17 protein-coding genes are annotated in these 18138 nt (G+C 64.2%); 5 read left to right on the top strand and 12 right to left on the bottom strand.

Annotation, left to right across the window (positions count from 1 at the left end; translation table 11 throughout):
* Positions 1–62: 62 nt before the first annotated feature.
* Together LMTR13_RS13440 and kdgD are read left to right on the top strand one after the other, a co-directional pair.
* Complete coding sequence (locus LMTR13_RS13440) at positions 63–989, top strand: LysR family transcriptional regulator (protein WP_065728296.1); 927 nt, start codon at positions 63–65, stop codon at positions 987–989.
* Positions 990–1053: 64 nt separating this feature from the next.
* On the top strand, positions 1054–2004 hold the full coding sequence (kdgD, locus tag LMTR13_RS13435; protein WP_065728295.1) for a 5-dehydro-4-deoxyglucarate dehydratase: 951 nt from the start codon (positions 1054–1056) through the stop codon (positions 2002–2004).
* Between the two features lie 14 nt (positions 2005–2018).
* Here kdgD and mmsB read toward each other — a convergent pair whose 3' ends face one another.
* From mmsB to ytfQ, 11 genes are all read right to left on the bottom strand, one after another.
* A complete protein-coding gene (mmsB, locus tag LMTR13_RS13430) occupies positions 2019–3200 on the bottom strand; it encodes a multiple monosaccharide ABC transporter permease (protein ID WP_065728294.1) in 1182 nt (393 codons plus the stop codon).
* The gene (mmsA, locus tag LMTR13_RS13425) at positions 3197–4759 is read right to left on the bottom strand and encodes a multiple monosaccharide ABC transporter ATP-binding protein (protein WP_065728293.1); all 1563 of its coding nucleotides are present in this window, start codon (positions 4757–4759) and stop codon (positions 3197–3199) included. The genes mmsB and mmsA overlap by 4 nt, the downstream gene beginning before the upstream one ends.
* A gap of 76 nt (positions 4760–4835) precedes the next feature.
* A complete protein-coding gene (chvE, locus tag LMTR13_RS13420; RefSeq protein WP_065728292.1) occupies positions 4836–5909 on the bottom strand; it encodes a multiple monosaccharide ABC transporter substrate-binding protein in 1074 nt (357 codons plus the stop codon).
* Positions 5910–6021: 112 nt separating this feature from the next.
* A complete protein-coding gene (locus LMTR13_RS13415; protein WP_065728291.1) occupies positions 6022–6906 on the bottom strand; it encodes an SMP-30/gluconolactonase/LRE family protein in 885 nt (294 codons plus the stop codon).
* Between the two features lie 14 nt (positions 6907–6920).
* On the bottom strand, positions 6921–8060 hold the full coding sequence (locus tag LMTR13_RS13410; protein ID WP_065728290.1) for an aldose epimerase family protein: 1140 nt from the start codon (positions 8058–8060) through the stop codon (positions 6921–6923).
* The gene (locus LMTR13_RS13405) at positions 8057–8989 is read right to left on the bottom strand and encodes a Gfo/Idh/MocA family protein (protein ID WP_065728289.1); all 933 of its coding nucleotides are present in this window, start codon (positions 8987–8989) and stop codon (positions 8057–8059) included. Before LMTR13_RS13405 ends, LMTR13_RS13410 begins: the two co-directional genes overlap by 4 nt.
* Positions 8986–9765, bottom strand: a complete 780-nt coding sequence (locus LMTR13_RS13400) for a FadR/GntR family transcriptional regulator (protein ID WP_065728288.1) — start codon at positions 9763–9765, stop codon at positions 8986–8988. The genes LMTR13_RS13405 and LMTR13_RS13400 overlap by 4 nt, the downstream gene beginning before the upstream one ends.
* Positions 9762–10745 carry a galactofuranose ABC transporter, permease protein YjfF gene (gene yjfF / locus LMTR13_RS13395; protein WP_065728287.1) on the bottom strand — a complete coding sequence of 328 codons (984 nt, stop codon included), beginning with the start codon at positions 10743–10745 and terminating at the stop codon, positions 9762–9764. Before yjfF ends, LMTR13_RS13400 begins: the two co-directional genes overlap by 4 nt.
* Entirely contained in the window at positions 10742–11725 is a 984-nt protein-coding gene (locus LMTR13_RS13390; protein ID WP_065732657.1) for an ABC transporter permease, read from the bottom strand. Before LMTR13_RS13390 ends, yjfF begins: the two co-directional genes overlap by 4 nt.
* Positions 11725–13269, bottom strand: a complete 1545-nt coding sequence (locus tag LMTR13_RS13385; protein WP_065728286.1) for a sugar ABC transporter ATP-binding protein — start codon at positions 13267–13269, stop codon at positions 11725–11727. Before LMTR13_RS13385 ends, LMTR13_RS13390 begins: the two co-directional genes overlap by 1 nt.
* Positions 13270–13408: 139 nt before the next feature.
* On the bottom strand, positions 13409–14374 hold the full coding sequence (ytfQ, locus tag LMTR13_RS13380; protein ID WP_065728285.1) for a galactofuranose ABC transporter, galactofuranose-binding protein YtfQ: 966 nt from the start codon (positions 14372–14374) through the stop codon (positions 13409–13411).
* A gap of 316 nt (positions 14375–14690) precedes the next feature.
* Here ytfQ and garD point away from each other — a divergent pair, with 316 nt between their 5' ends.
* A complete protein-coding gene (gene garD, locus LMTR13_RS13375; RefSeq protein ID WP_065728284.1) occupies positions 14691–16226 on the top strand; it encodes a galactarate dehydratase in 1536 nt (511 codons plus the stop codon).
* Between the two features lie 37 nt (positions 16227–16263).
* On the opposite strand, the gene LMTR13_RS13370 is transcribed toward garD, so the two are convergent.
* Positions 16264–16719: a host attachment family protein gene (locus tag LMTR13_RS13370; RefSeq protein ID WP_065728283.1), complete on the bottom strand. Its 456-nt coding sequence runs from the start codon at positions 16717–16719 to the stop codon at positions 16264–16266.
* Between the two features lie 528 nt (positions 16720–17247).
* On the opposite strand from LMTR13_RS13370, the gene LMTR13_RS13365 reads away from it, so the two are divergent.
* Together LMTR13_RS13365 and LMTR13_RS13360 are read left to right on the top strand one after the other, a co-directional pair.
* Positions 17248–17574, top strand: coding sequence for a hypothetical protein (locus tag LMTR13_RS13365; RefSeq protein WP_065728282.1), 327 nt, complete (start codon positions 17248–17250; stop codon positions 17572–17574).
* A gap of 132 nt (positions 17575–17706) precedes the next feature.
* On the top strand, positions 17707–18138 hold the full coding sequence (locus LMTR13_RS13360) for a CBS domain-containing protein (protein WP_065728281.1): 432 nt from the start codon (positions 17707–17709) through the stop codon (positions 18136–18138).

Below are 18138 nucleotides of genomic sequence, written 5' to 3'. Positions count from 1 at the left end.
GGTAGAAGTCGGACATCCGGCCGGTCACCGGCCCTTCGTCTCAAGTTGAAAATACAGATTTCATGTTTGAGTTGAGCCAGTTGCGCTGCTTCGTTGCAGTTGCGGAAGAACTCCATTTCGGGCGCGCGGCACAGCGGCTGAACATGACGCAGCCGCCGCTCAGCCGCCAGATCCAGATTCTCGAACGCGTCCTCGATGTGACTCTGCTGGAACGCAGCAACCGGGCTGTCCGGCTGACGCCCGCCGGGCAGCGTTTTCTGGTCGATGCGCGGCATCTCCTCAAGCTCGCCGAAAGCGCAGCCGTGCTGGCCCGGCGGATGGCAAGCGGCAAGGCCGGATCGATCAATATCGGCTTCACGGCGACCTCCGCCTACAGCTACGTGCCGGCGCTGGTTGCGGCCTGCCGGCGTGAACTGCCCGATATCGAGATCTCGCTGAAGGAAATGGTTTCCAGCGATCAACTCAAGCGGCTCGATTCCGGTGAGATCGATATCGGCCTGCTCCGCCCGCCGATTCCGCGTGGCAGTCTCGACGCTTTCCGCGTGACGGCGGAACCGCTGGTCGCGGCACTGCCGAGCGATCACCCGCTGGCGCAGGCGGCCGAGCTACGTCTGGAGGATCTCGCAAGCGAACCCTTCATCATGTACGAGCCTTACGAAGCCCGCTATTTCCACGATCTCCTGGTCGAGCTGTTCTCACGCGCAAGTCTGGTGCCGAATTACGTGCAGCATCTTGCGCAGATCCATTCGATCCTCGCCATGGTGCATTCGGGTGTCGGCGTGGCGCTGGTGCCCGAGACCGCGACGAATCTGCGCTTCAGCGGCGTAGTACTGCGGCCCGTCGTGATGCAGTGGCAGCGGCCGGCCGAATTGTTCTTCGTCCGGCGCGGCGACAATGACAATCCGCTTCTCCCCGTCGTTGCCGGCATCGCCCGAGGGCTGGCCGCCCAAGCCGGCTCGATCCAATCAATGGATCGATCGATACAGTGATTGGGTCTCCGTCCGCGGCCATCTTGCATTAATCCTTCGGCGTAAGCCGCTGAAGGATCAGAGCATGAGCAGGATGACCCCCAAGGAGATGGCCAGCCGGATCGGCGATGGCCTGCTGTCGTTCCCCGTCACACCGTTTCGGCCCGACAACGCGTTCAACGAGACCCGCTACCGCTCCAATCTCGATTGGCTGTGCGGCTATGAGGTGGCGGGGCTCTTTGCCGCCGGCGGCACCGGCGAATTCTTCTCGCTGAGCCCAGCCGAGGTCGCGAAGGTCGTGGCAACGGCTGTGGACGAGACCAAGGGACGCGTGCCGGTGCTCGCCGGGATCGGCCATGGCACCGCGATGGCGGCGCAGCTTGCCGTTGCGGTCGAGGCGACCGGCGCCGACGGCGTGCTGCTGCTGCCGCCTTATCTGGTCTTCTCGGAACAGGAGGGACTTGCGGCCCATATCGAGGCGGTGTGCAACGCGACCAAACTCGGCGTCATCGTCTACAACCGCGATAATGCGATCCTGAACGAGGATACGCTCGAAAAGCTGTGCCAGCGCTGCCCCAACCTCGTTGGCTACAAAGACGGTATCGGCGACATCGAACTGATGACCCGTATCCACCTGCGCATGGGCGACCGGCTGACCTATATCGGCGGGCTGCCCACCGCCGAGACTTTTGCATTGCCCTATCTAGAAATGGGCGTAACCACTTACTCCTCCGCGGTATTCAATTTCGTCCCGGAGTTCTCGACCAAGTTCTACGCGGCCGTACGGTGCCGCGACCGCGAGACGGTGCAGGCAGGGCTGCGCGATTTCATCCTTCCCCTGATCGCGATCCGCAATCGCAAACGCGGCTATGCCGTCTCGATCATCAAGGCCGGCATGAAGGTGATCGGCCGTGACAGCGGCCATGTACGCTCGCCACTGACGGACCTGACGTCAGCCGAGACCGAGGAATTGGCGGTGCTCGTGGCGCGTCTCGATACCAGCGAGTTCGCAAAGCGGGAGCTGGCGGCCGCCTAGTGGCCGCCACAGCCCTACCGGCGTTGATTGTAGACGTCGAGGCAGACGGCGCCGAGCAGCACCAGGCCCTTGATCACCTGCTGGTAGTCGATGCCGATGCCGAGGATCGACATGCCGTTGTTCATGACGCCCATGATCATGGCCCCGATCACGGCGCCGCCGACCCTGCCGACGCCGCCATAGGCCGACGCGCCCCCGATAAAACAGGCCGCGATAACGTCGAGTTCGAAGCCGGCCCCGGCCTTCGGCGTCGCCGTATTGAGCCGCGCGGCGAACACGAGGCCGGCGAGTGCCGCCAGCACGCCCATATTGACGAAGGTCAGAAACGTCAACCGTTCGGTCTTGATGCCGGAGAGGCTGGCGGCCCTGGCGTTGCCGCCGATGGCATAGATGTGGCGGCCGATCACGGTGCGGGTGGTGACGAAGCCATAGAGCGCGATCAGCGCCGTCATGATCACCAGCACGTTGGGCAGGCCGCGATGCGAGGCGATCAGTCCGGCGAAGAACACAATCACGGCGAACAGCACCGCGCTCTTGGCAACGAAGAACGCAAAGGGTTCAACCTCGATGCCGTGCGAGGCCTGCCGCATCCGGCTCTTGGCGCTCGTATAAACCAGCGCCACCGCCAGTACGGCACCGATCAACAGCGACGTCGGATACAGCGTGCCGGCGCCGGGAAACAGTTCGGGAATGAAGCCCGAGGACAGTTTCTGGAAGGTCGGCGGAAACGGCCCGACCGACTGCCCCGCGAGGATGGCAAGCGCAAGCCCCTTGAACACCAGCATGCCGGCCAGCGTGACGATAAAGGACGGTATCTTGAAATAGGCAACCCAATAACCTTGCGCGGCGCCGATCAGGGCGCCCACCAGCAAGCAGGCGATGAAGGCCAGCGGATAGGCAATGTGATAGCGCACCATCAACACGGCAGCGACGGCGCCGACAAAGCCCGCGACCGAGCCCACCGACAGGTCGATGTGGCCGGTGACGATGATCAAGAGCATGCCGAGCGCCATGATCACGATGTAGCTGTTCTGCAGCACCAGATTGGTCAGGTTCAGCGGCTGCAGCAGCGTGCCGTCGGTCATGACCTGGAAGAACAACATGATCGCAAACAGCGACAGCAGCATGCCGTAGTTGCGCAAATTGTTCTTGATGAAGCCGGCGTGCCCGGGCAGCGCAACCGTCTTGTCGGTCATGGCCGCAAGTCTCCCTGAAGTACCTTCTTGTGGATTTCCTTGTTGCGCATGATGGCCCGCATGATGCTTTCCTGGGTGGCCTCAGTGGCGGTGAATTCCCCGACGAAAGCACCGTCATTCATCACGCAGATCCGGTCGCAGACCCCGAGTAGTTCCGGCATTTCCGACGAGATCATCACCACGCCCTTGCCCGCCTCGGCAAGCTCGTTGATGATACAATAGATTTCGTATTTTGCCCCCACATCGATGCCGCGCGTAGGCTCGTCGAGAATTAGTACTTTCGGATCGGTCATCAGCCATTTCGACAGCACCACCTTCTGCTGGTTGCCACCGGAGAGCTGGCCGGTCTCCTGATAGACGTCGGAACAGCGGATCCGCATCCGGTTGCGGTAGTCGCTCGCAACGCGCAATTCGGACATGTCGTCGATCATGCCCTGCCGCGCCACGCGGCCAAGGCTCGCCAGCGTGATGTTCTTGCGGACGTCGGCATCCAGGATCAGGCCGAGCTGCTTGCGATCCTCGGTGACGTAAGCGAGGCCGGCATCGATCGCCGCCGCCACGCTCGACAGGTTGACCTCCCTTCCGTCGAGCCAGACGCGGCCGCTGATCCGCTCGCCCCAGGCGCGACCGAACAGGCTCATGGCGAATTCGGTACGGCCGGCGCCCATCAGGCCGGCGATCCCGACCACCTCGCCGCGCCGGACCTCGAAATCGACGCCTTTGATCACCCGGCGATCCCTGTGCTGCGGGTGATGCACCGTCCAGTCCTGCACGGCGAAGACCGGTGCGCCGATGGTGGCGGCGCGTTGCGGAAAGCGATGCGCCAGGTCGCGATTGACCATGCTTCGGATGATCCGGTCCTCTTCCACAGGCTCGGCCCGGCAATCGATGCTGTCGACGGTGCGACCGTCGCGCAGCACCGTGATCCGGTCGGCGACGCGCGCGACCTCCGACAATTTGTGCGAGATCAGGATCGAGGCGATGCCCTGGGCGCGGAAGACCAGCAGACGGTCCAGCAATGCAGCACTGTCGTTCTCGTTCAGGCTGGCGGTCGGCTCGTCGAGGATCAGCAATCGCACCCTCTTGGATAGCGCCTTGGCGATCTCCACCAGTTGCTGCTTGCCGACCCCGAGGTCCGTCACCAGCGTATCGGGCATCTCCGTGAGGCCGACCTGGGCCAGCAGTTCCTGGGTGCGGCGGTAAACGGTGTCGCGATCGATCACGCCGAGCCGTGACGGCGGATGCAACAGGAAAATGTTCTCCGCGATCGACATCAGCGGGATCAGCGCCAGCTCCTGATGAATGATGATGATGCCGAGAGCCTCGGAATCATTGACGTCACGAAAGCGCCGCTCCTCGCCGTCGAATATGATGCTGCCTTCGTAATCGCCGTCGGGATGAACGCCGCTGAGGACCTTCATCAGGGTCGACTTGCCGGCGCCATTCTCGCCGACCAGCGCATGGATCTGCCCCGCCTCCACCGTGAAGTTGACGTCGCGCAGGGCCTGCACGCCGGCAAAGCTCTTGCTCACGCCGCGCATTTCGAGAATTGCGGTCATCGCGCCATCGCGTCCTTGTCTGCGGTCGGATACAGGCAGGCGGCGGCGCCGGCGATGACCGGCGCCGCCATCCTCTTTAGTCGATCTGCGAGCGTTTGTAGTAGCCGCTCGCGATCAGCACCTTCTCCCAGTTGCTCTTGTCGACGACGACGGGCTTCAGGAGATAGGAAGGTACCACCTTGACCCCGTTGTTGTAGGTCTTGGTATCGTTGACGGTCACTTCCTTGCCGCTGAGGGCTGCGTCCACCATGTCGGCGGTAACACGGGCGAGATCGCGGGTGTCCTTGAAGATGGTCGAATATTGCTCGCCGCGCAGCATCGACTTGATCGACGGCACCTCGGCATCCTGGCCGCTGACAACAGGCATCGGCATGTTGCCGCTGCCGTATCCAACGCCCTTCAGCGACGAGAGAATGCCGATGGAGAGGCCATCATAGGGCGAGAGCACCGCGTCGACCCGCTTGCGGCCGTAGAACGCACTCAGCAGGTTGTCCATCCGCGCCTGGGCGGTGGCGCCGTCCCAGCGCAGGGTCGAGACCTTGTCCATGCCCTTCTGGCCGCTGCCGATTACCAGCTTGCCGCTGTCGATGTAGGGCTGCAGCACCGACATCGAGCCGTTGTAGAAGAAGTAGGCGTTGTTGTCGTCCGGCGAGCCGCCAAACAGTTCGATGTTGAAGGGGCCCTTGCCCTCCTTCAGCCCCAGCTTCTGCTCGATCGATTGGGCTTGCAGCACGCCGACCTGGAAATTGTCGAAGGTTGCGTAGTAGTCGACATTGGGTGTGTCGCGGATCAACCGGTCATAGGCGATCACGATGATGCCCTTGGCCTTGGCCTGCTTCAGCACGTCGGACAGTGTGGTGCCGTCGATCGCAGCGATCACCAGCACCTTGGCGCCCTTGGTCACCATGTTCTCGACCTGCGAGAGCTGGTTTGGAATGTCGTCCTCGGCATATTGCAGGTCGGTGCCGTAACCGCGCTCTTTAAGGATCTTGACGATGTTGTTGCCGTCGTCGATCCAGCGTGCCGAGGACTTGGTTGGCATGGCGATGCCTACGGTCCCCTTGCTTTGCGCGAACGCGTCCGTCACCGCCGTTGCGGCCATGATTGCTGCCAGCGTCAAAGCCGACAACGTGGTCTTCAGACTAGTCATGCTTCACTCCCTTGATCATCGAGGATCTGTGGTTCCCGGATTGTCGGACCGCTGAATGCGGTTCTTGAAACTCGGCCGTTCTTCGCGTTGTGCCGCGCCTCGTATTTCTCCATCAAGCCGTTGCAAGTTTGACGTCTGGTTCAAGGCGGCCACGCGCTGCGACATCGAGCACGAAGGTGCGGCCATGATCGGGATCGGCGCGTTTCGCGTCCTCCCCCATCCCCTGCCAGGCCGAGGTAACGAGCAGTCGCGAAAGATCCTGCCCGATGAAAGCAGGACAACTCGATTGCCGCGCCGGGACGCGGAGTGTGCGCAGATGCTCGCCTTGCGGACTGTAGACGTCAATGCAGCCGCCGCCCCAGCGCGCATTCCAGATCAGCCCGTCGGCATCGACCACCGCGCCATCGATGCCGCCGCCGCCCCGTCGGGTGACCAGCGCGCTCGGCTCGCCGCATGGCAGGCCCGTCGCCGCATCGAGCTCGACGCGGAACAGCACGTTCTCGCCAGTGTCGGCGAAATAGCCGACGGTCCCGTCCGGCGAGAAGCAGATCGCGTTGGGGATCGTGATGTGATCATAAAGGCGCGATAGCTCGCCGCGGTGCAGCGCATAGATGGCGCCCAGCCCTCGCTCCGCGTGGCGCCCCATGGTGCCGATCCAGAATGTGCCGGACGGATGCACCCGGGCATCGTTCGAGCGCGTGGCGGCATTGTCGGCTTCGAGCCGACGGTACAGCGCCATCCGTCCATCCGCGGTATCGCGGACATAGAGACCGTCAGCGGCGACGAGCAACTGCCGATGCGCGTCGATCCGTCCAAGCGCGCTGCCCATCACGTCGAGGGAATGGATGGTGGTCCGCCCGGTACCGAGCCGCGCCTCGAACAGCCGCCGTTCGACAATATCGAACCACCAGGCCGTATCGGTAGTGGCGTCATAGGTCGCCCCTTCGCCAAGATGGCACCGCTCGCTGCAGAGAACGGTGGTCGGCACCTCCTCCATCTTGTGACCACCAATCATCGCCCGCTCTCCCCGGGCAACTCTACCGCGGATTGTGTCCCGATTGCGCCGTGGAGCGCATGCGTGAAACGATACAGTGTGGTGTGGCGATAGACCTCGCCCGGCGAAAGCCGTGCCGTCGGGAAGTTCGGCCGATTGGGCGTATCGGGCCACGCCTGCGGCTCGAGGCAGATGGCATCGGACTGCCGGTAGAGGCGGCCGCCCTTTCCGGCGGTGGAGCCGTCGAGAAAGTTTCCGGAATAAACCTGCAGGCCGGGCTGGTTGGTGAACAGTTCGAGCACGCGGCCGGACGTTGGCGCTGCGAGCCGCGCGGCGAAGCGAGGCTCGCCTCTTGGCGGCGCGAGGCAGAAATTGTGATCGTAGCCGCGGCCGACGCGCAGTTGCGGATGGTCGTCGCGGATCCGCGACCCGATCTCGACGCCAGTACGGAAGTCGAACGGCGTACCGTCCACCGCGGAAGGTGGCTCTGACAGCGGGATCGCGCCGGCATCGATGGCGAGGAAATGATCCGCCGCCACGGTGAGATGGTGATCGAGAATGTTCCGGCCGGAGCACGCACCGGCCAGATTGAAAAAGCTGTGATTGGTGAGATTGACCACGGTGGGACGATCGGCCCGCGCCGTCATATCCAGGGAGAGTTCCATCGGCCCGGTGAGACGCCAGGTCACCTCTACGTCGAGCGCGCCCGGATATCCCTCCTCGCCATTGGCGCTGGTGTAGGCGAGCGTCACGGCCGGACGGTCTCCGTCCTCGATCCCGGCAATCCGCCAGTTGCGGCGATCGAAGCCCTCCAGCCCGCCATGCAACGCATTGGGTCCGTTATTGGCCGCAAGCTGCACCTCAGTGCCATCGAGCACAAAGCGCGCGCCGGCGATACGGTTGGCGTACCGCCCGACGGTGGCGCCGAAGAACTGCCGCCGGGCGAGATATCCCTCGAAGGCGTCATGACCGAGCACGATGTCGTCGCGACGTCCGGCGACATCCGGCACCAGCAATGCCTGCAGGCTTGCGCCATAGGTGATGATGCGCGCTTCCAGCCCGCCATCGCATTGCAGGACGACACGCTCGACTTCGCTGCCGTCAGGCAGGACACCGAAGCGGGAACGCGCCACGCGCGGGACGGATGGCGTATTCATGTCTCGTCCTCGAATGGCTCAACCGTGCGGCGGCGCCCCAGCAGGAACGCGTCGGCGACGAGTTGCAGCGGCGCAAGATCGACGTCGCTCTCGCCGGTTGCCGCGAGGTCGCGGAAGCGGCGATAGAGCCCGGCATATTCGGCGTCCCCGGCATCGACGAGTTGCGCGCCCCCCGCCCTCAGCCTTGCCCCGCCCATGGACAGGGTGACGGGGCCGCCGTCGGTGTCGAGATCAATGTCCCAGCTCTGTGGGCCGGTCTGACGGAAGTCGAATTCGGCCGTGATCTTCAGCCCCTGCGCATCGCTGAGTGCGAGGGTCGCCGCGATCGGCGCGTCGCGATTGGCGGGGAATGCGAGATCGGCCGAGGTCACGAACAATGGCCGCGGCAAAATACGCGTCAGGATCGAGAACGCGTTGATGCCGGGGTCGAACACGCCGAGCCCGCCCGGCTCAAAGATCCAGGCCTGTCCGGGATGCCAGACCCGCACGTCTTCCTTCCAGGAAATCCTGACGGCGCTAACCCGCCGGCCAGCCAGCAATTGCCGCGCAGGCTCCACCGCCGACGCGAAGCGCGAGTGCCACGTGGCAAATAGCGTGCGTTGCGCGGCGGTAGCTGCGATCATCAACGGCTTGATCTCAGCCACCGTGGCGCCGGGCGGCTTTTCCAACATCACGTGCTTGCCCGCCGCTAGCGCCGTCGCCGCTTGTGCGTGGCGAACCTGCGGCGGGGTGCACAGCGCCACCGCATCGATTGGCGGACCGTCGCGCAACAATTCATCGAGCGTCGCCGCATGTGGCACACCGGGGAGCGAGGTATTGCGACTAGCGACGGCAGCCAGCTCCAAGCCGTCGGTCGCAGCAATCGCCGGCACGTGCTGGTCGCGCGCGATCTTGCCGAAGCCGACGATGGCGACGCGAAGCGGGTTCATGATTGCTCTCCAGGCTCGACCACCGCGGAGACCGCAGGCGCGGCGCCGGACGATGGCGAAACGTCCTCATGACGGCGCAATCCGTTGTGGATCACCTCGGTCATGGCTGCAGTGGCCGCCTCGGCATCGCCGCTGGCGATCGCATCGACAATACGCTGGTGCCACAACAGCACGGTCTCGCGGTCCTGCGTTTCGACCGGCGCGCTGAGCAGGAAGGAGGCGCGCAGCGCCGCCTCGATGACATTGCCGATCGAGCGCATGAACAAATTGCCGGAGGCGTTGGCGACGGCCAGATGCAGGGCAAGATCGCCATCGGCAAAGCCCACGGAGTCCGAGGCCTCGCGCCGCATCCGCTCCATGCTCCGGTTCAGTTCGGCGATGTCGGCCTCCGAGCGGCGGCTGGCGGCGAGCGCAGCAGCGCGCGGCTCGACGGCGAGCCTGATTTCGGCGAGATCGTTGAGAAAACGCCGGTCGATGCCGGCATCGAGATGCCAGGCCAATACGTCGGCATCGAACATGTTCCAGGCGCCGCGCTCGCGCACCACGGTGCCGACCCGCGCCTTGGTGGTGAGCAGGCCCTTGGCAACCAGGGTTTTGACGCTCTCGCGCAAGACCGGGCGGGAAACGCCGAACATCGCCGTGAGCTCGGCGTCGCCCGGAAGGCGGGCACCTTCGGCGTAGCGGCCGGCGATAATGTCGATGCCGATGCTGCGGGCGACTTCGGCGTGGTTGGAATGCGCGCGCCGCGTCGGGATGACGACAAGCCGGGAGGTCATGATTTGAGAACTCCTGCCTTACGGGGACCGGCGCGGCGGGCGATGCCGAGCATGGCCTGCTGCAGGGCGATGAAAGCAAAGAGCAGGATACCGGTCACGATCTTGGTCCACCAGCTCGACAAGGTTCCATCGAAATTGATGTAGGTCTGGATCAGGCCCTGGATCAGCACGCCGAGCAACGTGCCGACCACCGAGCCCTGACCGCCAGTCAGCAAGGTGCCACCGATCACCACGGCCGCAATGGAATCGAGCTCGACGCCGACGGCCGACAGGGAGTAACCCGCCGCCGTGTAGAAGGAGAACACAATGCCGGCGAGCCCGGCAAGCACGCTCGACAGCATGTAGATGCGCACCGTCATGGATCCGACCGGAATGCCCATCAGCGCGGTGGTCGCGCGGCTGCCGCCGAGCGCAAAGACGTTGGCCCCGAAACGGGTGAAATGCAGCAGCACAGCGCCCGCCGCGACGACTGCGAGCATGATCAGGGCGATGGCGGTGAGCCGGCCTCCCCCGGGCAGCCGCAGCGCGAAATCCGATACCGTCGAATAAAGCGGGGCGCTGATCGGCGTCGATTCCGTCGACATCAGGAAGCTGGCGCCGCGGGCAAGGAACATGCCCGCCAGCGTGACGATGAAAGGCGGCATGTCGAAGACGTGAATGATGGCGCCCATGGCTGCGCCAAAGGCGGCGCATAGCATCAGGATCGCGGCGAAGGCGACCAGGGGCGGAACGCCGAGGCGCTCGATCGCCAGCGCGACGAAGACGGTGGTGAAGCCGATCACCGAACCGACCGACAGGTCGATCCCGCCGGAAATGATCACGAAGGTCATGCCGACGGCGACAATGCCGAGAAAGGCATTGTCGGTCAGCAGATTGGCCGCCACGCGAGTGGAAGCGAAATTGGGGAATTGCGCCGTGCAGAGCGCAAATCCGACGACGAAAACGATGGCCGTTATCGCGACCGGCGGCAGCCGCCTCATTGTCGCGCCCTCCCCAGCACGGCCCCGGCGCTGGCGAAGCGCGGCGACTGCAGCAGCAGGACGATCAACACGACGGCTGCCTTGACCAGGAGATTGAACTCCGGCGGATAGCCCGACAGCAAAATGCCGGTGTTCATGGCCTGGATGATCAACGCGCCGACCATTGCCAGCACGAGGCTAAAGCGTCCGCCGAACAGCGAAGTGCCGCCGATCACGACGGCCAGAATGGCATCGAGCTCGAGCCAGAGCCCGGCATTGTTGGCGTCCGCGCCCATGATGTCGGCGGCGGCGATAACGCCGGCAAGCGCCGCGCACAGGCCGCACCACACATAGACCGCGAGGATCATGGAGCGCGTGCCAATCCCGGCCAGTTCGCTCGCCCTTGCATTACCGCCGGTCGCCTCGATCAACAGGCCGAGCGCGGAGCCGCGGACCACCGCACCCGTGACGATCAGCATGCCAAGGACGACCACGACCGGCGTCGGTACGCCGAGCACGGCGCCGTTACCTAGCCAGACCAGGTCGGGCGCCGTGAAAGTGACGATCCGGCCTTCGGTAATAAGCTGCGCGACGCCGCGGCCCGCCACCATCAGGATCAGTGTGGCGACGATCGGCTGGATGCCGAGCACCGCAACGAGGAAGCCGTTCCACAACCCGCACAGCAACCCGGCGCCGAGTGCGGCGGCCAGCGCCAGCGGCAGGCCGTGGGCGTCGGCCAGGCTCGCGGCAATGGCGCCGGCGATCGCCATGACCGCACCCACTGAAAGATCGATGCCCCGCGTGGCGATGACCAGCACCATACCGAGCGCTAGCAGCGCGACCGGCGCGCCGCGGTTCAAGACGTCGATCAGGCTGCCGAACAGCCGTCCGTCCTGCATCCGCAGATCGAAGAATTGCGGCGAGACCGCGCGGTCGATCGCAAGGATCACCAGCAAGGCGATAATCTGAGCGAGGCCACGGCTTTGCAGCAGTCTTTGCATCATGCTTGCCCGGCTACCGCGCCGATGGCGCTGCTAGCGGCAATCGCCGCAAGGATATTGGAGATGTCGATGGCTTCCCCTTCCAGCTCGTTGACATGAGCGCGATCGCGCAGCACGATCACCCGGTCGGAATAGGTCACGATCTCGTCGAGCTCGGAAGAAATCACCAAGAGCGCCAGGCCGTCGTCGCACAGTTCGCGGATAAGGCGGATGATCTCGGCATGCGCACCGACATCGATGCCGCGGGTCGGCTCGTCCAGCACCAGAACGCGCGGCACCGTGGCGAGCCAGCGGGCGAGCAGCACCTTTTGCTGGTTGCCGCCGGACAACAGCCCGATCGACCGCTCCGGCTCCGGCGGGCGAATGTCGAGCAGGCGGATGAACCGCATCGCGATCTCGTCCTGTTCGGAGCGGGACAGCGGCTTTGCGAGGCCGCGCTTGGCCTGCAGCGCCAGCACGATGTTTTCGCGCACGGTCAGGTCGGCAATGATGCCCTCGGTCTTGCGCTCTTCGGGGCAATAGCCGAAGCCATGGGCAACCGCATCGCGCGGCGATTGCAGCCGAACCGGCTTGCCGTCGACCGTGGCGCTGCCGCTGTCGGCGCGCTCAGCGCCAAACACCAGCCGCGCGGTTTCCGTGCGCCCCGATCCGAGCAGGCCGGCCAGCCCAACCACCTCGCCGCGGCGAAGCGCGAGATCGAACGGCGCGACATAGCCGGCCTTGCCGTAACCCTCGAAGCGCGCGCAGAGCTCCCCCGCCTGCCGCACCCGCGCTGCCGCGCGCTCACTCGTCGTCTCGGCGAGTTCGCGGCCGAGCATCATGCGGATCAACTCGATCCGCGGCAGCTCGGCAGTCTTCCGCTCGCCGATCAGCCGGCCATTGCGCAGGACCGTGATGCGATCGCAGATCTCGTAGACCTGATCGAGAAAATGCGTGACGAAGACGACGCCGATCCCGCGCGTGGCTAGCTTGCGCATCACCGCAAACAGGATCTCGACTTCGTGGCGATCTAGGCTCGCGGTCGGCTCGTCGAGGATCAGCACGCGCGCCGACTGGTCGACGGCGCGGGCGATTGCCGCGATGTGCTGCACCGCGACCGAATAATTTCCGAGCGGCTCGGCGACGTCGATATGCAGATCGAACTCGGCCAGCAGCGCGGTGGCGTTCCGGCGCATCTCGGCCTCGCGCACCAGACCGAACCGCGTCGGCTGCCTGCCGAGATAAAGGTTTTGCGCCACCGACAGGTTCAGGAGCAGATTGACCTCCTGATAGACGGTCGCAATCCCCGCATCGACCGCTGCCTTGGCCGAGCGCAGCGCAACCTCGGTGCCACTGAGCCTGACAATGCCGGCATCGCGCGGGAAGACACCGGTCACCGCCTTGATCAGCGTCGACTTGCCTGCGCCGTTCTCGCCAAGCAGCGCGTGGATTTCGCCGGCCCGCAAGGTGAAATCCACTTCCTGCAGAGCCCGCAGGGTGCCAAAATTCTTGCTCAGGCCCCGCACTTCCAGCAGAGCCGGGCCCAGGTCGGAAGCTGCATTCATGCCGGCATTACTCCCACCGACGTTCGCGTCGACCGCGAACGCCTGGCATGTGCGCCTTATGAGGCGGATTCGTCGAGAAGGCTTTCGCCGCCGAGCCGGAGCGAGCTAACTCGGGGCCCGGCGGCGCAACGCCGGACGGTCAGTAGCCGAGGCCTTTCTTGCTGTCATAGATCTTCTGCGGATCGTCGGCCGCCGTGTAGAGCTTCGATTCCGTCTGGATCCACTTCGGCGGTACCGTTCCCTTCGCCTTGTAGGCCATGATCGCGTCCAGAGCCGGACCCGCCATGTTCGGCGTCAGCTCCACGGTGGCGTTGGCCTCGCCGGCCGCGATGGCCTTGAAGATATCAGGCACCGCATCGATCGAGACCGTCAGGATGTCCTTGCCGGGCTTGAGGCCGGCCTCCTTCATCGCCTGGATCGCGCCGACCATCATGTCGTCGTTGTGGGCATAGACCGCGCAGATATTCTTGCCGCCGCCTTCGGCCTTGATGAAGCTTTCCATCACCTCCTTGCCCTTGGCGCGGGTGAAGTCGCCGGTCTGGCTGCGCACCACCTTGAGGTTAGCGTTCTTGGCGACGACGCTGTCAAAACCCTTCTTGCGGTTGGTCGCGACGCTCGCGCCGACCGTGCCCTGCAGCTCGACGACATTGCATGCTTTCCCGGCTACCGTCTTAGCCAGCCATTCGCCGGCGACCGCACCTTCATGCACGCTGTCGGAGGTGACGGCGGTGAGATACAGCTCCTTGCCCGACGGATCGATGTCACGGTCGAGCAGCACGACCGGAATCTTGGCTTCCTTGGCCTCCTTCAACACCGCATCCCAGCCGCTCGACACGACCGGCGCGAGGAAGATTGCGTCGACGCCTTGGGCGATGAACGAACGGATCGCCTTGATCTGATTCTCCTGCTTCTGCTGGGCGTCGGCGATCTTGAGCGTGACCTTGCGCTTGGCGGCCTCCGATTTTGAGACCGAGGTCTCCGCCGCCCGCCAACCGGATTCGGATCCGATCTGGGAGAAGCCGACGGTCAATTCAGCGGCGGTTGCCGGGAGCGAGAGGGTGATGGCGACCAGGGCGGTGGCCGCAAGGAGGGCTTTGGAGGTCATGAGACGCATTCTCCCAAAAATGTTGTCAGGGTGCCTCGTATCACCGAAATCGGTATCAAAGCACCTTTAGCGCTGTCCATTGGCGGCAGCGCTGGGAATATTTCATGGAAGATTAGGTCTGACTAGTCATATTATTTTACTATTTCGTTCGCGCGCCACCGCGTCAGCCGGGCATTTCCTCCCAACAGGAAGGCGCCCTCACCGCCCGGCGTCGTGCCGGGGGCTGCTTGATCACGCACGCGGTTTGACCTTGATTGCCCCACTTACACAGCGCAGCTACGCGTTGTCTGATGCCGCCCGTGAACAAGGATTCGATATGCAGCCCGCCGCCGCAAAGCCGCTCTACATCCGCATGCACGCGGACGATAATGTCGCGATCGTCGCGAACCCCGGAGGTCTGCATCCGGGTGCCGAGTTCTCGTGCGGTTTGCGCCTGATCGAACAGATCCCGCAAGGCCACAAGGTTGCCCTCGCCGATATCGGAGAAGGCGAAGCCATTCGCCGCTACGGCGAGGTCATCGGCCATGCCGCCGCGTCGATCGCCCGGGGGAGTTGGGTCAAGGAATCGCTGGTGCAGATGCCCGATGCACCCTCGTTCGACGACTTGCCGAAGCCGAACGGCGCTGCGATCCGGCTGCCACCGCTGGAAGGCTACACGTTCGAAGGCTATCGGAACGCCGACGGTTCGGTCGGCACCCGCAACATCCTCGCGATCTCGACCAGCGTGCAATGCGTCGCCGGTACCGTCGAGTTCGCGCTGGAGCGGATTCGCAAGGAGCTGTTGCCGAAATATCCCAACGTCGACGACGTGGTGGCGGTCACGCATGCCTATGGCTGTGGGGTTGCGATCAACGCGCCGGGCGCCGCGGTCCCCATCCGCACGCTGCAGAACCTCGCCCGCAATCCCAATTTCGGCGGCGAGGTGATGATCGTTGGGCTCGGCTGCGAGAAGCTGCAGCCCGAACTGCTGCTGCCCGAGGGCATGAGCGCCGACGACGAAATCATGCGCATGCAGGACGAAGGCCTCACCGTCTTCGGCGAGATCGTCGAAGACATCGTGCAGATGGCCGATGCGCGTCTGAAGATATTGAACCAACGGCGCCGTGAAACCTGCCCCGCTTCAGCGCTGGTGGTCGGCATGCAATGCGGCGGCAGCGATGCGTTCTCCGGTGTCACCGCCAATCCCGCGCTGGGTTTTGCTGCGGACCTGCTGGTGCGCGCCGGCGCTACCGTGATGTTCTCCGAAGTGACGGAGGTGCGCGACGCGATCCATCTTTTGACGCCGCGCGCAGCGAACCAGGAGGTGGCGGACGCGCTGGTGCGCGAGATGGCCTGGTATGACCGCTATCTCGCGGGCGGCGAAGCCGACCGCAGCGCCAACACCACGCCGGGCAACAAGAAGGGCGGCCTCTCCAACATCGTCGAGAAGGCAATGGGCTCGGTGATCAAGTCCGGCACCAGCCCAATCGCGGGCGTGCTGGCGCCGGGCGAACGCGTCAGCCAAAAGGGGCTGATTTTTGCGGCGACACCGGCAAGCGATTTTGTCTGCGGTACGCTGCAACTGGCCTCGGGCATGACGCTACACGTCTTCACCACCGGCCGCGGCACGCCCTACGGACTTGCCGCCGTGCCGGTCATCAAGGTCTCGACCCGCAGCGAATTGAAGCAACGCTGGCACGACCTGATCGACGTCGACGCCGGCAGCATCGCAGCCGGCGATGCGACGATCGAAGACGTCGGCTGGGAGATATTCCGCCTGATCCTCGACGTGGCGAGCGGCCGCGAGACCTGGGCCGAGCACTGGAAGTTGACCAACGCGCTCGCGCTGTTCAATCCGGGCCCCGTGACCTGACCGGACAAGGCAAGATGCCTGCGGCGGCCGCAAGCGGCTAAGCCGCCATCAGCCTTTCGATATCGGGTATTGGATGGGAAGTTAGTTGCTTCGGAATCTCGCCTACAATCCGCTCTGCCACTTCGGCATGAAAAGCCTGTCGGAGATTGCCAAGGACTTTCGCCGGTGCGACCACAACCAATTTGTCGAAGCGATTGCCGTGGGCAAGCCGATAGAGCGCGTCGGCAATGGTGCCAGCGAACCGCTCTTCGGCGATATAATGCCAGTCGGCTTGCTCCATTGCGCTTCGGGCCGCGCCGACGCTCTGAATGGACCGCCCGGGGCGGTCGGTTCCCTGCTCGCGCGTTGCCGGATTTTCCTGCTCAAGCACCTGCTCAACCTCCAGATTGAGCTGCTGCGGGGTGCCTTTGTTGCGTAGAAAGAGGGCCTTTTGGCCATCGCCGATGAGGACGAGCGTGTTGTGAGGAATGCGGGGTTTCGTTTCGGTGGCCATTTACGGTTGCTCCATGTGGGCCAACGCACGAGCCGCCGCGAGGTTGCCTGCGGGCAGATGAAACCTCGCAGCCGGCTGATGGTCCCACGTTGCTCACATCGAAAGTTCTGGAACGCACCACGATCTTTCGCGGCGATACGCAACTGGAGAGAGGCGGCCCTCGGACCGCCTCTCTCTACTTGCTTAGATATCGGTCTTCGATTTCCTCGATGATGCGGCGCTCGCCGGTTTGATGATACAGGTCCGCTCGTCTCGCTCGATATAGCGATACTCGCGCAGCCGCGGAGATTCCCGAAATGCCTCGTCCGGAAACGATCTTGTCTCAACCGAGTCCGGCGAGCGGTCCCCGGCGCGCACGCCGCGGTCGATTGGCCGCCGCGCGGCAGCACGTCGAACAACTCTGCCTTGGCTACGCGCTTGTTCCGGATAACGCGTCTACCGGAACTTCGTCCTCATGATTTAGCTCCCGGAACCAAAGCGGGTGCGACGCTTTGAGCCCGCGGGCAGCATTCGAACGAGGAGGAACTTATGAGGAAGATTGCAATCGGCCTGTTGGCCGGCGCGGGCGCGCTCCTGGCCGGCAGCGCAAATGCGACTGACGTCTATACTGAGAGCGAATATTCGAATTCCGACCTGATACAGCAGGTCCGCATGGTCTGTGACGATAACGGACGATGCTATCGTACTCGCGGCAGCAGCCGCGTGATCGTCCGCGATTCATATGCCTATGCGCCGCGCGGACGATATATCGAGCGTCGACACTATCGCGATCGCGACTGGGATGACGGGCCGCGGGCCGGATTCCGCGCACCCGGCGTTAGCGTGGGCGTCGGTGTGGACAGCCACCGCTGGTAGGACAATCGAGGAGAGGCTTCGGACTCGTCTGAGGTCTCTCCACCAGTGTGGGCATATTTCATGTGGCCCACTGGAACGGCGATCCGACGTGCCAGTTAGCGGGTGAAGCAACCGGAAAGCGGAGAGGCTCACATGAAAGTTTCCGATGCGATGACCCCTGAGGTCCAACTCTGCACTCCCGACGATACGTTGAAGGACGCCGCGCAGGCGATGGCGGCGCTCGGTGTCGGGTTGCTGCCCGTAACCGACAATGACCGTCTGGTCGGCATGATCTCTGACCGCGATATCGCCATCCGCGGCATCGGCATGGGCCGGGGCCCCGAGGGACGGGTCGGCGACGTGATGACGGCCGACGTCAAGTATTGCTACGAAGATCAGGATATCGACGAGGTGAGCGCGAACATGGGCGACATCCAGGTCCGTCGCCTGCCCGTGCTCAATCGCGACAAGCGGCTCGTCGGCATCATTGCGCTGGGCGACATCGCGCTGGTGCAAGGCGGCAATGGGACGGGTGCGGCATTGAGCCGAATCTCACGCCCCGGCGGGCAGCATGCACAGGTCTGA

Source organism: Bradyrhizobium icense (genome assembly GCF_001693385.1).
GTDB lineage: Bacteria > Pseudomonadota > Alphaproteobacteria > Rhizobiales > Xanthobacteraceae > Bradyrhizobium > Bradyrhizobium icense.
Note: the sequence above shows the minus strand (reverse complement) of the source record. Positions and strands in the feature narration are given on the sequence as shown.